We start from the raw sequence: 15,058 nt of genomic DNA, 5'->3' as shown, positions 1-15,058 counted from the left end.
CCCGCCCGGGAGAAGCGCTCGGCCCGCTGGCAAAGTGGACATTAGTGGACGGAGTGAACAAGCGGGCAAGAAAGAAGGAAAAGAGAGTCTCTTTCTTTCTTCAGCGCGCGTCCACTCCGTCCACTTCCTGTCCACCTCGTCCACTAATGTCCACCTCTTCTCCGAGCGCTCTTCGCTCTTCCTATTTCTTAAGCTGAACGGCCCCTCGCCGCAATCTCGGCTCTTCAGGGCCGAGTCTAGGCGGGATTCATATTCTCTTTTATCCTTACGCCGAAGAGAATCTCCTTTCTTTAGGAAGGAGTTCTTTAAAGGAGACGGTCTGGCGATAGGGGCCGGGCTGGATGTCGACGAGGATGTAGGAGGCGTTTGGGCGAGAGAAGCGCTTCCAGAAAGGAAGGGCCTTCGGATCGACTGCAGGAAGGGATGTTAACCCGAGGAAGCAGGGGCGCATCTCCTCTTTTGGTTCCGGAAGCTTCTCCCTGCCCTTTTCTGCTGTCAAAAAATGAACTGAGAAGAAGAGCTTATTGAGCCAACTTAAATTCTTTTCTGAAGATTTAATCACGAAAAGCTGAGCATTGGGAATGAGATCCAGGAGAATAAGAGCTTTCTTCATGCTCGGGTTTTCCAAGATGACGACCGCATCAGGCGACTTTTCCAAAAGTTCAGATCCTGTGATCTTAAGTTTCCAGAAGATGGAGGCCTTGCGAGCGAAGTAGGGTAGCGAGAGATCAGAGAGTCTTCCGATAAACCAGAGCGAGACCAGGAGGGTGCAGCCGCCAAGCACGGCAAAGCCTGTTGCAGAAGAGAGCTCGAGAACATTTCCAAATAGATAGAGAGCGATAGAGGCGACGAGAACGCCGCAAAAACTTAGAAAGTTAGCGGCTGCGATCACCTGCCCCCTGTGCTCATGAGGGCTGGCGAGCTGGGTATAAGAGTCGAAGGGAACGATGAACGCCCCGCCGAAGATACCCAGCAGAATAAGAAGTAGTACAGCGGTGATGAGGCTGGTTGAGGTGGCGGAGAGGAGGAAGAGAAGAAGCGAAATGGCCACTCCCGCAAGGCAGGAGAGCCCAAGTTCGATCTGCTTTTTTGAGGCCTTCCCTGCGATAAAGGAGCCGATGGCAATGCCAAGAGCGGTCGGAAGAAAGAGATAACCTCCCGCAATATCGCTCAAATGAAGAGATTGCATCGCATAGGGAATGATGTTGAGCTGGGTGAAGGCTCCGATAAATAGAAAGTAGGCCGAGCCGAAGATCGAAAGGAGTAGGTGCTTTCTTCCTTTGCAAAAGCAGAGAGTCCGGTAGATCTCGCGGAGAAAGAGGGGATTGATCTCTTTTTCAGAGCCTTGAGGAAGAGTCCTCTTGATTCCAAAACTGGAGGCCAATCCGATTAGCGCCATCACAAGGCAGAACGCGGCAGTAAGAACGAATTTGCGGCCTGTGATCTCTGTAAAAAACGAGGCGAAAAACGTTCCCAAGATCATGGCGAGGTAGGTGAAGCCCGTGATCAAGCCGTTTGCCTTTGAGACTCGATCGCGGACGACGATCTCTGGGATGATCCCATACTTGGAAGGACCAAACATCGCGCTATGTGACGCGAGGAGGAAGAGAAGAGTGTAGCCCGCCCAGATGCTCCGATATCCAAAGGCGAAGAGGGCGAGGGTCATGATAAGGACCTCTGCGATCTTCATCATTACCAGCAGCTTCTGCTTGCTAAAACGGTCGGCGAGCACCCCTGCAGTAGAGGAGAAGAGGAGAAATGGGAGCACGAAGGTGGCTCCTGCCGCCGAGACGATGAGATTTGCCTTTTCGGGACCCTTGATATCGATAACGAGGAAGACTAGGATCAGCTTGAACATGTTGTCGTTCATTGCGCCTAAAAACTGAGAGAGATTTAGAAACGCGAGGGAGTGGCGCCTCTCCTTGGAAAGTCCCGGAAGGCTAAGCATGTGACGCTTAAGAGCGGATAAAGAATCCCGAGAAAATAAAGACATGTCCCTATAAATTGAGAGTCAATAATCCTCACTCTAACAGCTATGAAAAATGCCGGCGAGCTTAATTCTCAAATTATTCTTAGCAATAAGCTGGAAGAGCTCGCTGACGCTTTGAAAGAGCGCCTCTTTTTTTCAGGAGGGCACCCCTTCGATCGCAGGGTAGTTATCGTCCCTAGTCTCAACATCAAACGTTTTCTTATGATGCGGTATGCAGACGATCCCGATCTGCAGATCGCAGCTGGCATCGAGATCTACACCCTCTCCCAAGCGATGGGGGAGCTATTTGAAAAAGATGAGAGGAGGAGGGTCCCCACTCTTCTAGAGCTCTCTTTCCAAATCGAAGAGGAGATCTGGAAGCTCAAAAGTGTGCAGGATGAGGACGAGAAGGCGCTTCTGTCCCCTCTCTTTTCATACGTAGCAGATGAAGAGAATATCGCTCCACTTAGCGAAGAGCTAGCTCTTCTCTTTTTGCGTTATGGAAGACAAGAGAGAGCATTCCTCGATGATTGGCTTGGTCAGGAGGGGTGGCAGCAGTCTCTCTGGAGAAGAATTTTTAATCCTACTTCCAGATGGATCCCACTTTCTCAGCTGGTTGAGAGCACATCTCCAGCGCCCTTTCCCCTCTACATCTTCCATTTTTCGGCTCTGCCAAGGCTCTTTTTAAACTTTTTTGGTAGATGCAATTCTATCTACTTTCTTCTATCTCCCTCGCCGCTCTTCTGGGGAGATCTCTGCAGCGATAAGGAGCGCGCCTATTTGCGCAAGCTTCTAGAGAGGCGCGGGGCAAAAGAGGCGCAGAAGAGCAATTTAGAGGCTCTTCTCGGGGATCAGAACTCTTTTTTTGCCAATCTTTCAAAAGTGGGAAGGGATTTTTTCAATGAGCTTTTAGATGCGAATCTCTTGGAAGAGGAGAGGTATGTTGAACCGTCTAATGAGTCTACGCTGCTTGAAAGGATTCAAGGGGATGTCTTTGAAATGCGCTCCCCCGAAGGAGAGATCTTTTCCAAAGATAACTCCATCGAACTGCGTGGCTCCTCTTCAAGATGGAAGGAGGTCGGAGCTCTCTACGAAGCACTATTAGAAGTTCTGGATAGGCATGCGGCGGACAAGGCGCCGATCTACGCAAAAGATATCCTCGTGCTTGCCCCCGATATTACCCTCTATCTTCCCTATATTCAGACCATATTTGGCGCCAGCGAAAGTCGCTTGAAATTTACGGTGCATGATCTTCCAAGAAGCCGAGAGAGTCAGCTGGTTCAAGGCCTCCATGCACTCATTGCACTTTCAACGCAGCGGTTTGATGTAAATGCAGCTCTCAACCTCTTCTCCGATCCTAGCTTTCAGAAAAAATTTGGGCTCGTTTCTGAGGATCTAACTCTTTTCAAGCGCTGGGCAGAAAAAGCAAATATTCTCTGGGGCGCAGATGCCGATCAGCGCTCTCACTTTCTTCACGAGACGAGCGAAGAGGGGAGCTGGGAGGCGGGTTTTAAGAGGCTGCTGCTGGGTCTTGCAATGGTCGCTCCTGAGGATGAGGAGCTCCTCTCTTCTACCTTCCCTCTTTCGATCGTCGACAAGACGGAGATGGAGAAGCTCGGTCTTCTGATTAGAATCATCCGCAGCCTTAAGATCGATTTAGATCCGATTCTGAAAGGAGAGAAGAGGCCCATAAGCGCATGGCTCACCTATCTAGAGCATCTCGCCCAGAGCTATCTCGAGTTTGAAAAAGAGGAGAGAGGAGTCTTTGGTGAAATTGGCAAGCTCTCCTTCTCCTGCATCGAATTAGAGTCTCCAGTCTCTTTCCAGAGGGTGATAAAGGCTCTTGAGAAGCAGCTCTTCCAAGTGAGAAGCAGCTCTCTTGCAAGCGCAGGACTCAATGCGATCTACTTTGGCAATCTGCAAGAGGGAGCGGCTCTTCCTGCGCGCATCATCTGTATGCTCGGAATGGAGGAGGGGGCCTTCCCGCGGATGGAGGAGAGCCGCTCTCTATGTGCTCTCTCAACCCATGCTTTAGGTAAAAAACTCCCAAAAAGAAACGAAGAGGATCGCTACCTCTTTCTGCAACTCGTCCTATCCGCGCGTGATTACCTGCTGATCAGCTATCAGAAGATCTCTGCGCAAGATGGTAAACCCCTTCTCCCCTCCCCTCTCGTTCAAGAGCTTGTCTCCTACATAAAAAGGGGATATGGAAGTGAGATAACAAGCGAGCTCACTCAAGTTTATCCTCCTCAAAAAGAGGCAAGGCCCTTCCTCTCCTACTCTACTCCAAGCGCCACCACGAGTTCTGGGTCATTTCAGGTGGATATTGCAGATCTTAAGAAGCTAGCGAAGAATCCCCTGCAGTTCTACTTTCAGAAGAGCTTGGGCCTTTCACTTAACTGGGAAGAGGAGGAGAGAGAGTTCTCCCTTTCTGCTCTAGAGAATGCACTAATAAAAAAACGTGCTCTACATCAGCCGCTCTCCTCCATTTTAAAAAGCGCTGAAGCGAAGGGCTCTCTACCCTTTGCCCACTACAAAGAGCTCACGCGCATCAAACTCGCTGAAGAGATCGGAGAGATGGACCATTTCTTTGAAAAAGAGGGGCTGAGCGGGGATGAGCTTATCGAGGTCGAATGGAAAGAGGGGTGCAAGCAGAAGGAGGAGTTGAGTAGCGGCAAGTGGATCCTTCCGCCGCTCGTCATCCCTCTGGAAGAAGGAAGCGAAGCGACTCTAGTGGGCAAACTATCAGGCGTTTGCAAAAGAGGCCTTGCTCTGCATGCAGAGAAGGGTTTTGAAGGTCTCATCAAGAGCTGGCCGGAGGTTCTTATGTCGATGCAGATTCCGCTCTTCGAAGCGAAGACGGAGACCTCTCTATTTCTTCTAAAAGATAAAAAAAGGGTGGATATCCGCATCGCAGATCCTCTGAATAGCCTGAAAGAGTACTTAAAGTACTACCAGATCGCATTACATGCTCCATCGCCTCTTTTTTCAGAGTGGGCAGAGCCCCTGATTCACGGTTCGGAACAAGATCTTGAGAAGAAGATGACAGCCAGCAAAAACAGCAGGGATCCCTATATCACCTGGCTTTTTGCGCGCGATCCCTCGCTTTCTGCAGCGCAGATCTTTGAAAACTGGTCGCCGCTCTTGCGCAACCTGTTCGATGAGGTTCCAACATGAGCAGCTTCGATGTGCTGAATAGAGAGCTGAATATTTTTGGCTCGCGTCTTCTAGAGGCCTCTGCGGGAACAGGCAAGACCTTTGCAATCGAGCATCTGGCTGTCCGTCTAATCCTTGAGAGCCAAGAGCCCCTAGTCCTAGATAAGATTCTCATCGTTACTTTTACGCGGGCGGCAACGCGTGAGCTAAGGATGCGCATCCGTTCAAATCTTGAATCGGCGCTCTCTCAGATACGAAAACGCAGCGCGAAATTCGACTATCTCACCGCTATTCTGGAAGCGGGAGAAGAGAGAGTCGCCGCGGCTCAAAGACGGCTTGAAGATGCGCTCAGCACTTTTGACCAGGCTCAGATCTTTACAATTCACAGCTTCTGTTTCCGCATGCTGCGCGAGTTTGCTTTTGAGGCGAAGCTTCCTCTTGATCTTGTCGATCCTGAAGAGGGGGATGAACCCGCACGAGTGGCTAGCAGCATCTACGATTTTTTCAGAAATGGTTTTAAGCCACCTCGCTATGGGATGAGTCAGATCCAGCAGGTGCTGAGCAAGCATCAGTCCGATTTTGCACTTCTTGCAAAGCGTCTGAAGCCGCTCATAGAGAGAAGAGCGGAGATCGAATCTGTCCCTTCATTTGAAGAGCTCAGAATTCAGTTCAATGAGAAGCTGATTGCACTGCCGAAACTCGACAAGGAGAGGGCGTTAAGCGACTATCGAAAGATCGCCCCGAATTACAAGAGGGTTTCCATTGAACAGGGGGAGAAGCAGCTCTCTACTCTCATCGATCTTACTGAGAAAGGAGGAGCCTCTCGAGAGGAGTTCGATGCTCTGCTCTCTGTTGAGGGCTGGTTTCTCCAGCCACTCCATGAACTCAATCTCAAAAAGAGAACCTCGATACCCTCTTCTCAAGAGCTCGCCTATCCAGGGCTATTTACCGATCTTAGAAGCGCCCTTCTTCCCCTGTTTGAAAGAGCAAAAGATCCTCTTCAAACAATGATGCGCATGGCGAGCGACTGCATTCAGGAGAGCTCTCAAAAAGGGCTCACATTTGATGGGCTCCTTCATAAAATGAGCGAGACGCTGAGCAGCAGAGAGTTCTGCCAGAGAGTGAGAAGTCGCTACCGCGCCCTCATCGTCGATGAGTTCCAAGATACCGATCCGATCCAGTGGAAGATATTTCACACCCTCTTTATCACTGGGGCTGAGCAGCCCTCTGCCATCTATCTCGTTGGAGATCCTAAGCAGTCGATCTACGGCTTTCGAGGCGCTGATGTCTATACCTATCTTGATGCTGCGCGCTGCATGCATGAGAAGGCGCATCTAGGAACAAACTTCCGTTCGGATAGCTCTCTTGTTGCTGCGCTTAACACTCTCTTTTCCGCAAGGGCTACTGGAGAGAAGGGGTGGCTTCCTCTGCCTTCTCAGGAGAGCAAGCTCGACTACATCCCTGTAAAAGATAGAGGCGGAAGCGAAGAAGGGTTTAAAGATGGAAAAGGAGCCGTCCACTTCTTTCTAGCCCAAGCAGAAGTGGGTAGAGAGAGAAGCTGGCCTACAGCAAAAATGGAGAGAGAGCTCTTCTTTCCTTTTATTGCAGAAGAGATCGATCGCCTAGCTTTTGAAAAGGGGCTTCCCTTCCGCAGTTTTGCCGTGCTTGTGAAGGATCGCTTTCAAGCCGAGCGGTTGAACGAGTATTTAAAACAGCAGCAGATTCCTTCCACAGTAAGCCGAGGAAGAAGCATCCTGGAGTCGCAGGGCTATCCCGTAATGCAGCAGCTTCTAGAAGCGCTTCTCTATCCATCAAAAATAAAAGCTCTTCTCACAACTCCTCTTTTTGGACTTACAGAGGAGGAGTTTAAGCAGGCGCCATTGGATCGATTCAGAGAGCTTCTTTCGACCCTCTCAAAAACAGGAGAAGAGAAGGGATTCGCCTGCATGATAGCCGATTTTTTAGCAGCTTCATGGGAAGGAAAGAAAATTTCCGAGAGAATCTCTGAGACTCCTGATCTTTATGAGGAGTTCACAGCAGTCGCAGAGCTTCTTATGGAAGAAGAGCTCAAGAGAGGAAGAGCCCCTCTTTACGCCCTTCTTCTCTTCATGCAGTCGCTGAAGAAGAGCAGCATGAGCAGTGAAGAGACCTCTCAGATGCGCCTCCATGCGGAAGAGGACGCGGTCTCCCTCATGACGGTCCATATGAGTAAAGGGCTCGAGTTTGAAGTTGTCTTTGCTCTTGGTATCGCCTCAAGACACACGCACAAAGAGGAGCTCATCTTCATTCGAGAAAAAAAGAGCGAGAGATTAGAAAAATTAGATCGAGATCTCGCCTCATCGCTTCTCTACCTGCAAGAGAGGGATGCAGAAAAAATGAGACAGTTATATGTCGCTCTAACCCGCGCCAAGAAGCGGGTCTACATACCTCTTGCGTTCCGCATGAACGAAGAGGAGCCTGCATCGGAACCGGAGCTTGGCACCCAGGCGCCTGTAGAACTCTTCTTCTCCTCTTTTAATTTGCAAGAGAGCCTCCTCTTTTTGGAAGAGGCGAAGCAGCGCGCAAGCATTACCTACTCCCTTCTCGATCAGCTCAATCCACCTCTCACCTCGCGAAGAGAGCTCCCCCAGCCTCCGGTTCCACAGATAAGATCTTTTAATATGCCTATCTTTGAGCGCTCTCTTCTCTCCTTCTCCTCTCTCGCAAAAAAGAGCGAGAGCGAAGAGCGCATCCTCCTCGGCGAGGAGAAGAGTGCTCACACTCTTCCCGTTGGAGCAGAGACGGGAACTCTCTTGCATGAGATCTTAGAGAAGATCTTTAAGAAGGGGCTATCTTCTTCTTCTCGAAAAGATGAGAGAGGCCTCCTCATCCAGAAAGAGCTGAAGGGGACCCTCTTAACCGGCTGGGAGGAGGTCGTTATTGAGATGATAGATGGCGCTCTTGCTCTACCCCTTCCGGGAATAGAGGGCTCCTTCTGCTTAGGAGATCTGCTACCGCATCAGATCGCGCAAGAGATGGAGTTTCTCTTTCCCATGCAGAATAACCTTATCAAAGGATTTGCCGATCTCTTCTTTGAGAGAGAGGGCAGATACTACCTGGTCGACTGGAAGTCCAACTGGTTGGGACAGACAGATGCGGCTTACACTCTAGAAAATTTAGAAGCAGCAATGAGATCGCACGACTACTTTCTTCAAGGATCTATCTACGCCTCAGCATTTGAGCGTTATGTAAAGCTGTTTGACAAGCGCCCCTTTGATCAGCTCTTCGGCGGCGCCTACTACCTCTTTTTACGCGGAAGAGCCGCCTACCATTTTATTCCGGATCTCCCATGAAAACAGAAAAACTTCCCTTTTCCGAGATCGATAATATCTTTGCTGCAAGCCTGATTAAAGATGGAAGCAGAGAGCAGCACCTCTTTATGGCAGCGCTCCTCTGGGCTTCCAGGCAGGGACACCTCTCTCTCCCCGCGCAAGAAGAGGAGCTGCTTGAGCTTTTTGCCTTAAACAGGGAGATCGCTTCAGCGATTCTAAAAGGGTCGAGGGAGATACCTTCAGAGCTTCTCGACGAGAAGGGCTTAGATCTTCCCAGAACGCCTCTCTGCCGTTTTAAACACTACTACTATCTCCAGAAAAACTGGGTCTTTGAAACCAGATTTTTGAAACAGCTAGAGAAGCTCCTAGCCTTAAAGGCTGAAGCTTTTTCTGCTTCTGAAGAAGAGGATCTAACCGAAGAGCAGAATAGAGCTGTCGCTGCTGCCCTCTCTCTTCCGTTCTCACTTCTCTGCGGAGGCCCTGGAACGGGAAAGACCTACACAGCTGCGCGGATTGTGCGCGCATTCAGAAAGAAGCATAAAGAGGCGCGCATCGCTTTGGCCGCTCCAACGGGAAAGGCGGCAAAGCAGCTCCAGCTGCAGCTTATCAAAGAGGATATCCGCGTAGAGACGCTGCATGCGCTCTTGGAAGTGCATCGAGAGAGCGATTTTTTTAGCGCGCCCTCTCCAGTAATGGCAGACCTACTCATCGTCGATGAGTGTTCGATGATCGATGCGCGCCTCTTCTCTCGCCTTCTCGAATCTCTCCACCAGGGAGCCCATCTCGTGCTGATGGGAGACCCCTACCAGCTTCCTCCCGTTGAGAGCGGCACACTTTTTGCGGATCTCGTAGATGTATTAAAAGGGGGCTTCTCACAGCATCTCACAGAGCTCACGCGCTGGCTTCGGTCGGACCGGCAGGAGATCTTGCGCTTTGCTGAAGCTGTAAAGTCTGGAAAGGCGGAAGAGGCGTGGAGACTGCTCAGTGGATCTGAAGAGGGGGCGCTGCACTATCTCGAATTAGGAGAGGGCCCCAGTGCGTTTGAAGCGATCTGGAATCTTGTTTCCAAGCGTTTTCCGCAACCCTCTACAAAACCTATCGACCATGCGGCTCTCTGGGCTGAAAAGGAGAGTTGTGCGCTTCTCTCCTGCCTGCGCAAAGGACCCTTTGGTGTCGATCAGCTCAATGAGATGATTGCAGAGCGTTTTACCAGCAGAATGGGAAGAGAGGAGCACCTTGCAGTGCCCATACTTATTACGCGTACAGATCCTGAATTGGGTCTCTACAATGGAGAGACGGGCATTCTTATCCGACGCTTCTCTGGAGAGGGCGAGTATGCTATTTTCGGTCCCGCTCCGTTTAGAGAGATTCCAGCTAGCAGACTTCCAGCTTATGAGTATGCGTATGCGCTCTCCGTGCACAAGAGCCAGGGCAGCGAATACGAGGATGTTCTGCTTCTAGTTGGCCCCGGTTCTGAATATTTTGGGAAAGAGGTGATTTATACGGGAGCGACCCGCTCCAAAAAGAGCCTTACCATACTCTCTCGAAGGGAGGTTTTAGAGAGCTCCCTCGCACGGGCATCTAGAAAAATATCTGCGCTACATGCAAGACTGCAAAAAACCCCTTAAGTAGGTTCTATGCGGCTTATCCGACGTGCTCTTTGCATCTCTCTCTGTTTTCTGCTCATTTCAGCGGCGGATAAGGAGACAACCTCGAAAGAGGATCTCCACTTTCTTAAAAACGCGATCGATCGCATCATTCAACAGGTCGATCCCAATGTGCACATCGGCATCGAGGTCATCTCACTGAAAAATGGGCAGAAGCTCTATGAGAAAAACCCTCGCCACATGTTTGTTCCCGCGAGTACGCAGAAGATTTTTACCGCAGCTTCAGCTCTCGCAATTTTAGGAACCGACTTTCGTTTTGAGACGCAGCTCCTTGCGATGCGCGAGCAGAAAGAGGGGGTCTTAGATGGAGATCTCTACCTTAAAGGTTCAGGTGATCCCTCTCTCGTTACAGAGGATTTGCAAGATCTCGTCTTTCAACTCTCTCTGGCAGGGGTGAAAACGATTAAAGGTGATCTAGTCATCGATAACTTTGAGTTCGATAATATCGTACAGGGACCGGGCTGGATGTGGGATGAGGGGGCAGAGTATTGGACCTCTCCTATCGACGCTCTTCTAGTTAACCATAGCAGCATCAGCGTCTGGGTAGAGCCCGGACAGCAGGTGGGAGCCCCTGCGCGCGTTGGGATCTTTCCAGAGATCGAAGGCGTTGTGATTCAGAACACAGCAAAGACGGGAGAAAAGAAGAGCGATCTGCGCGTCAGCCGCCGCTGGGTTACGAGAGAGAATCTCATCGAAGTTGACGGAACAATCGACCTGAAAAGCAAGCCGCAAAATTATAACATTCCCCTCGAAGCGCCTGCGATGTATACAGCAACGCTCTTCCGCGATCTGCTCCAGCAGAAAGGGATAGGGATCTGTGGAGAGATACGCTTTAAAAAAGCGCCGGAAAATGCTCTTCTCCTCGCAACTCACCGTTCAGCTCCACTGAGCGAACTTATCTACCCCGTTCTTAAAAAGTCGGACAATCTCTACAGCAACTGTCTTTTCAAGAAGATGGGTTCAAAGCTCCATCAAGCTCCCGGAACCTGGCCAAAAGGCTCTCAGGCGATGCGCTCATTTCTCTCCAGTCAGGCGGAGATCGATGTGGAGAATCTGGCTATTGTCGACGGAGATGGAGAGTCGCGCTACAACCTGATCAGCCCTCATCAGATGGTCTCCTTTCTTGTCTGGATGGAGGATCAGTTCCTCTTCTTCCCTGAATTTCTAACTGCTCTTCCCATTAGTGGAGTCGACGGAACTTTGAAAAATCGAATGGACGATCCAGTTTTAAAAGGGAAGATTCGCGCTAAAGGCGGAAGGATGACGGGCATTTCGGGAATCGCAGGCTATGCGTACACAAAAGACAATGAGATGCTCGCCTTTTCTATCATGATCAATGGTTTTATAAAGCCCGCAGAAGAGTACAAAAAGAATCTGGAAGATCAGATCTGCAAGCAGCTCACACAATTCTCACGCAAGCAACATTAGAGAAAGAGAAAAAAAGAGGGGTGGGGAGTTTCACAGAGATCACAGAGACACAGAGAAAGAGGAGAGGATCATTTTTTTCTGCGGAGGCAGAAAAAGTGAATACTCTGCCGCTTCGCGGCAATTTTCTTCCTCCTCCCTCTCTGTGTCTCTGTGATCTCTGTGTAAAACTCTTCAAGAAAAATGTGCGGTTTTCCGAAAGGAAAACGCGCACATCGATAATTACTTTGCGAGGAGCTTTTTAGAAAGGCGCGCTTTTACGCGGTTAGCCTTATTTTTTTTCAGAATGCCGCTTTTTACACCCTTGTCCATGATGCTATAAACAGCGCTGAGCTGCTCTTGAGTCTTAGCTTTGTCGCCAGACTGCATCGCTGCTTCAAGAGAGCGCACTGTTGTTAAAGCTCTAGATTTGAAAGAGCGGTTGATCAGGCGTCTCTTTTCGCTTTGGATATCGCGTTTTAGAGCCTGAGGACGTCTTTGCTTTGCCTTTTTTTCTTCTTCTGCCATAGTTTTACCCAATTCTTTTGGTCAATGAACGTTAGAATATACCTCGCGTGAGATTAATGAACAAGAAGAGATGGCTTATTCTACTGGTTTTAGCAGCTGGCGCCACCCTCTGGTTTGGCGGCCTGGCGCTTTCGCAGCTCTATGGCTATCTGCGTTTAAGAGAGCACGCACCAGCAAAAGTGGTGGAGTGGAAAGTCGCGGGGAGCTCTTCAAAATTTTTTATCACAGCGCACTATGTCTTTGAGGCCAAAGGCCAGCGGTATGAGGGGAGCTGCATGCTAAAAGAGCCCTCCTTTCTTAACCCCATCGCTGCTGAAGCCGAGCTTAAAGAGTGGGCAGAGTGCAGCTGGTCGATCTGGTATGATCCAGCCGCTCCTCAGCACGCCTCTCTTCAAAAACTTTTTCCCAATAAGCAGATTTTTAATGGGCTCGTGAGCCTCGGAGTTCTCGGCTATTTTCTCCTTTTGCCACGGCTCTATCGACAACTTTTTTCTAAAGCGGCCCCAAAGAAGATTTGATAGAAGCGTCGGATTTCAGAGAGTAGAGTGGGTTTTGAAGGAGCTCTCAAAATTCTTCTCTCCATTTCAAGCATGGAAGAGGCGTCTCCCTTTGCAAAATGATCGAGAAGATCCCCGGAAAAATAGAGGGGGCCTTCTCGGCTCAAAAGAGCCTTTGGAGCCTCCTTTCCCTTTATGAGATGCGGGGAGAATCTTATCGGCTCCTTCACGTTCACTTTTAGGCGAGGTCCAGAGAAGAGTCTTCTCCCTCGAAGGCAGATATCAAACTGGTCAAAGATTTCCCCATGGCCTTTTTCGTCGATATTAGTATAATAAGCGCCAGTTTTGCGAAGAAGCTGTTCTGCAGCGCAAATTTTGCGTTTATTAAACTGCTTCTCGTGCAAGATCCAGATGGGAGTGTAACCGATGCTGCGATAGTCAGCGCATCTGGAGCGCGCCTCCTGAAGGGAGATTGGCGAGTATTGAATTTCGAAGACGATTTTTCCTCGCTCCCAAGCGACATCGGCAATACGTCCGATCTCTGGGAAAGGCCTCTCCATCCTGGCCTCCCCAGAAGGGAAGAGCGCTTGAATGATCCACTGGATTCTGAGATGCGTCAAGCTCTTTTTGTGCTGCAGGCAAAGAGCGGGGACTGTAGGATGGTAAAAATGAGGTTGACGATGCGCTCCTTTGCGCAACCGAACCGCACCCTTGCATTCAGGGCAGCGGTACTCCTCATGCCTTTGAGCATGAGTTGCTAAAATCGGGAAATCTCCGTCTAACGCATAGAATTGCATGGAACTAATTTACAATTTTATTTATCAAGTTCACAAGAAACTTTAGATTTAACTCTTTTTATGACCGTCAAAGGAAGCTTCGGCACACTTTTTAGTCAGCAGCACCAGCAGAAGATCGAAGAGCTGGTTGCTATTGCCAAAGAGCAAGGATACATCACCTACGAGGAGATCAACGAGATCCTCCCGATGACCTTTGACTCTGCAGAGCAGATTGATCAGGTTCTGATCTTTTTGAGCGGCATGGACATTCAAGTCCTCAATCAGGTTGAGGTCGATAGACAGAAAGAGCGCAAAAAAGAGGCGAAAGAACTCGAGGCGCTGCCGAAACGCTCTGAAGGAACTTCTGACGATCCCGTTCGCATGTACCTCAAAGAGATGGGCTCAGTACCTCTCTTGACTCGCGAAGAAGAGGTCGAGATCTCGAAAAGAATCGAAAAGGCGCAGATCCAGATCGAAAAGATCATCATGCGCTTCCGTTATTCGACCCGCGAAGCGATCTCGATCATCAACTACCTCATGCAGGGAAAAGACCGCTTCGACAAGATCATTGCCGAGAAAGAGGTTGCCGACAAGCAGAGCTATCTCGCTCTCCTTCCAAGACTGAGCCAGCTGCTGCGCAAAGAAGATGGCATCCTAGACGGGCTTCTTCTCCAGTTGCGCAATCCGAAGCTCAAGAAGACCGACAAGGTAAAAATTTCCGAGGACATGGAGAAGTGCCGCATTCGCACGCAGGCTTACCTCCGCAGACTTCACCTCCGCCATAACATCATTGAAGACTTCGGCGAAGTCATCCTCAACGCTTATGAGCGCTTCCTCGTCCTTGAAAAAGAGACGCAGGAGCTCGCTCCACGAGCGCAGAAGAATAAATTTGCAGCGAGCAAGCTCTCCGCTCTCGAAAGACGCCTCCGCAAGCGCGAGCTAGCAGCGGGAAGATCTCTCGATGAGTTTAAGAAAGATGTGCGCATGCTCCAGCGCTGGATGGATAAGAGCCAAGAAGCCAAGCGCGAGATGGTCGAATCCAACCTGAGGCTCGTGATCTCGATCGCCAAGAAGTACACAAATCGTGGACTCTCCTTCCTCGATCTCATTCAAGAAGGGAACATGGGCCTTATGAAGGCTGTTGAGAAGTTTGAATACCGCAGAGGGTATAAGTTCTCAACCTACGCCACCTGGTGGATTCGCCAAGCGGTTACTCGTGCAATCGCCGACCAGGCGCGCACGATCCGTATCCCCGTGCACATGATCGAAACGATCAATAAGGTTCTGCGCGGAGCTAAGAAGCTGATGATGGAGACAGGCAGAGAGCCGACTCCAGAAGAGCTAGCAGCAGAGCTTGGATTAACTCCAGAGCGTGTCCGCGAGATTTACAAGATTGCGCAGCATCCGATCTCTCTACAAGCAGAGGTTGGAGAGGGCGGCGAGAGCCAGTTTGGCGACTTCCTGGAAGATACAGCTATCGAGTCGCCCGCTGAGGCGACCGGTTATGCGATTCTGAAGGATAAGATGAACGAGGTTCTCTCGACCCTTACAGATCGCGAGCGCACAGTGCTCATCGAGCGCTTTGGCCTGCTAGATGGCAAGCCGAAGACGCTAGAAGAGGTGGGCCTTAGATTTAAAGTCACACGCGAGCGCGTGCGGCAGATCGAAGCCAAAGCTCTCCGCAAGATGCGCCACCCAACCCGCTCCAAGCAGCTCCAAGCCTTCCTCGACCTCCTCGAAGGCGAATAAT

The 15,058-nt window shown here is 50.2% G+C and carries 9 protein-coding genes; 6 read left to right on the top strand and 3 right to left on the bottom strand.

Annotation, left to right across the window (positions count from 1 at the left end; genetic code table 11):
• Positions 1–265: 265 nt before the first annotated feature.
• Entirely contained in the window at positions 266–1,948 is a 1,683-nt protein-coding gene (locus tag HYX48_00295; protein MBI2742342.1) for an MFS transporter, read from the bottom strand.
• Positions 1,949–2,035: 87 nt separating this feature from the next.
• Between HYX48_00295 and HYX48_00290 the strand changes: the two genes are divergently transcribed.
• Genes HYX48_00290 through dacB form a run of 4 tightly spaced genes read left to right on the top strand, consistent with a single transcriptional unit; the run spans position 2,036 to position 11,531 of the window.
• Positions 2,036–5,146 (top strand): exodeoxyribonuclease V subunit gamma, encoded by a 3,111-nt coding sequence (locus HYX48_00290; GenBank protein MBI2742341.1) that lies wholly within the window; start codon positions 2,036–2,038, stop codon positions 5,144–5,146.
• Positions 5,143–8,457 (top strand): UvrD-helicase domain-containing protein, encoded by a 3,315-nt coding sequence (locus HYX48_00285; GenBank protein ID MBI2742340.1) that lies wholly within the window; start codon positions 5,143–5,145, stop codon positions 8,455–8,457. Before HYX48_00290 ends, HYX48_00285 begins: the two co-directional genes overlap by 4 nt.
• A complete protein-coding gene (recD, locus tag HYX48_00280) occupies positions 8,454–10,064 on the top strand; it encodes an exodeoxyribonuclease V subunit alpha (GenBank protein ID MBI2742339.1) in 1,611 nt (536 codons plus the stop codon). Before HYX48_00285 ends, recD begins: the two co-directional genes overlap by 4 nt.
• 9 nt (positions 10,065–10,073) lie before the next feature.
• Positions 10,074–11,531 (top strand): D-alanyl-D-alanine carboxypeptidase/D-alanyl-D-alanine-endopeptidase, encoded by a 1,458-nt coding sequence (gene dacB, locus HYX48_00275; protein MBI2742338.1) that lies wholly within the window; start codon positions 10,074–10,076, stop codon positions 11,529–11,531.
• A 219-nt stretch (positions 11,532–11,750) separates the two neighbouring features.
• Here dacB and HYX48_00270 read toward each other — a convergent pair whose 3' ends face one another.
• The gene (locus tag HYX48_00270) at positions 11,751–12,035 is read right to left on the bottom strand and encodes a 30S ribosomal protein S20 (GenBank protein MBI2742337.1); all 285 of its coding nucleotides are present in this window, start codon (positions 12,033–12,035) and stop codon (positions 11,751–11,753) included.
• Between the two features lie 56 nt (positions 12,036–12,091).
• Here HYX48_00270 and HYX48_00265 point away from each other — a divergent pair, with 56 nt between their 5' ends.
• A complete protein-coding gene (locus HYX48_00265) occupies positions 12,092–12,553 on the top strand; it encodes a DUF3592 domain-containing protein (GenBank protein MBI2742336.1) in 462 nt (153 codons plus the stop codon).
• Here HYX48_00265 and HYX48_00260 read toward each other — a convergent pair.
• Positions 12,511–13,329 (bottom strand): hypothetical protein, encoded by an 819-nt coding sequence (locus tag HYX48_00260; protein ID MBI2742335.1) that lies wholly within the window; start codon positions 13,327–13,329, stop codon positions 12,511–12,513. The two genes, HYX48_00265 and HYX48_00260, sit on opposite strands and share 43 nt — an antisense overlap.
• A gap of 60 nt (positions 13,330–13,389) precedes the next feature.
• Here HYX48_00260 and HYX48_00255 point away from each other — a divergent pair, with 60 nt between their 5' ends.
• Positions 13,390–15,057, top strand: a complete 1,668-nt coding sequence (locus tag HYX48_00255; GenBank protein MBI2742334.1) for an RNA polymerase sigma factor — start codon at positions 13,390–13,392, stop codon at positions 15,055–15,057.
• The last annotated feature ends 1 nt before the right edge of the window (position 15,058 follow it).

Source organism: Chlamydiales bacterium, assembly GCA_016185065.1.
GTDB lineage: Bacteria > Chlamydiota > Chlamydiia > Chlamydiales > Rhabdochlamydiaceae.
The sequence above is the reverse complement of the archived record's forward strand: the minus strand, read 5'-3'. Positions and strand labels throughout refer to the sequence as shown.

What these genes read in the sequence shown, in the direction of transcription:
- HYX48_00295 (MBI2742342.1), bottom strand. Translation starts at nt 1,948, where the DNA reads ATGCTTAGCCTTCCGGGACTTTCCAAGGAGAGGCGCCACTCCCTCGCG.
- HYX48_00290 (MBI2742341.1), top strand. Translation starts at nt 2,036, where the DNA reads ATGAAAAATGCCGGCGAGCTTAATTCTCAAATTATTCTTAGCAATAAG.
- HYX48_00285 (MBI2742340.1), top strand. Translation starts at nt 5,143, where the DNA reads ATGAGCAGCTTCGATGTGCTGAATAGAGAGCTGAATATTTTTGGCTCG.
- recD (MBI2742339.1), top strand. Translation starts at nt 8,454, where the DNA reads ATGAAAACAGAAAAACTTCCCTTTTCCGAGATCGATAATATCTTTGCT.
- dacB (MBI2742338.1), top strand. Translation starts at nt 10,074, where the DNA reads ATGCGGCTTATCCGACGTGCTCTTTGCATCTCTCTCTGTTTTCTGCTC.
- HYX48_00270 (MBI2742337.1), bottom strand. Translation starts at nt 12,035, where the DNA reads ATGGCAGAAGAAGAAAAAAAGGCAAAGCAAAGACGTCCTCAGGCTCTA.
- HYX48_00265 (MBI2742336.1), top strand. Translation starts at nt 12,092, where the DNA reads ATGAACAAGAAGAGATGGCTTATTCTACTGGTTTTAGCAGCTGGCGCC.
- HYX48_00260 (MBI2742335.1), bottom strand. Translation starts at nt 13,329, where the DNA reads ATGCAATTCTATGCGTTAGACGGAGATTTCCCGATTTTAGCAACTCAT.
- HYX48_00255 (MBI2742334.1), top strand. Translation starts at nt 13,390, where the DNA reads ATGACCGTCAAAGGAAGCTTCGGCACACTTTTTAGTCAGCAGCACCAG.